At 63.9% G+C, this 1461-nt stretch carries 2 pseudogenes; both read left to right on the plus strand.

Features of this window, described 5'->3' with window-relative positions:
- Positions 1–310: pseudogene (locus EOA86_RS34465) on the plus strand (oxidoreductase); the annotation flags it as partial.
- A 97-nt stretch (positions 311–407) separates the two neighbouring features.
- Positions 408–1376 (plus strand): annotated as a pseudogene (locus tag EOA86_RS41615) (alpha/beta fold hydrolase).
- Positions 1377–1461 lie beyond the last annotated feature (85 nt).

Genomic DNA, 1461 nt, shown 5'->3' on the forward strand with positions numbered 1-1461 from the left:
GTCGCTGAAATACGATTTCGACAAGATGAACGTCCGCATCCAGGTGATAAACCCGGGCTTCGTCGACACCCCGCTGACCGAGAAGAATTTGCTGCCGATGCCCGGTCTGATGCCCGTCAATCGCGCCTCGCGCCGCATGGCGCGCGGCATCAAGTCCGGCGGCTTCGAAGTCACCTTCCCGCGCCGCTTGAGCTGGGGCCTGAAGCTGCTCAGAATCCTGCCGAGACCGTTCTGCCGGTGGGTCATCAGCACCGCGACCCGCTGGAAGGCGCGTCCGCTGAATTTCGACCGCAAGCCGCCGAGCGAATAGACCGGCCATCGAAGTCGGCGATCCCGCAGCCGGCGGGACGCCGTTGCCTGTCTGCTATCGCGGCCATAGGTTGCGGATTATTTGGACGGAGTCTGCGATGGGGCGACCAATCGTGCTTGGAATGCTGGCTTTCACCTTCATTCTTGTCCTCGCCTTCGCCCGCGCGTCCACGTCGACACCACGGTTCGCTTCGATTCTTCCCTGATCGGCGATGATCCGCAAGCCTATCTGGCACGCCGGGAGGCGGCCGTGCCTGATATCCGCGACGGACTTGAAAAGGAAATCATCTGGGCCAATCCGATGATTCATGCCAGGACGCCGCTGTCGATCGTCTACGTCCACGGCTTTTCGGCGTCGAAGGGCGAGGTTCGTCCGCTGCCCGACGAGGTGGCCGACCAGCTCGACACCAACCTCTTCTACACCCGCCTCACCGGCCACGGACAGGGCGGTGCCGCGATGGCGGATGGCAGCGTCAACGCCTGGATCAACGACTATGCGGAAGCGCTCGCCATCGGCCGGGCGATCGGCGACAAGGTGATCGTCATTCGCTACCTCGACCGGCGGCTCGCTGGCGGCCTGGGCTGCGACGCAGCCGGGCGCTTCAGACGGTGTTGCCGCAATCGCGTTCGTCTCGCCGAATTTCGGCGTTAGGGCTTCGGGCGCCGAACTCCTGACCATGCCTTGGGGCAGAGGAATCGCCCAACTCTTCGCCGGCAAGGAGCGCAGCTTCCCGCCGCGCAACCCGCTGCACGAGAAATTCTGGACCTACCGCTATCCGATCGCCGCGACGCAACCGATGGCGGCGCTGACCGAGCTTTCCTATCGCGCGCCGGTGGAGAAGGCGAACATCCCCGCCCTGTTCATCTTTTCGGATTCGGACAGGATCGTGCGGTCAGACCGCACCCGCGAAATCGCCGGGCGCTGGGGCGCGGCGCACGAACTGGTGCCGGTCGACGATGCCGGCGATCGGGACAACCACGTCATTGCAGGTGACGCACTGTCGCCAGCAACAACGGCTTTCCTCGCGCAGCGCATTGTCGTCTGGATACAGGCGGTGGTGAAGTAGATCTCAGGCGAAAAAGGCGACCGAAGCATCGCTCCGATCGCCTTTTCAGATCCCGCAAACCAAGCCGAGCCCGACAGGCCAGCCA

Origin of the sequence: Mesorhizobium sp. M5C.F.Ca.IN.020.32.2.1, assembly GCF_004023105.1 — a bacterium.
Classification (GTDB): domain Bacteria; phylum Pseudomonadota; class Alphaproteobacteria; order Rhizobiales; family Rhizobiaceae; genus Mesorhizobium; species Mesorhizobium wenxiniae.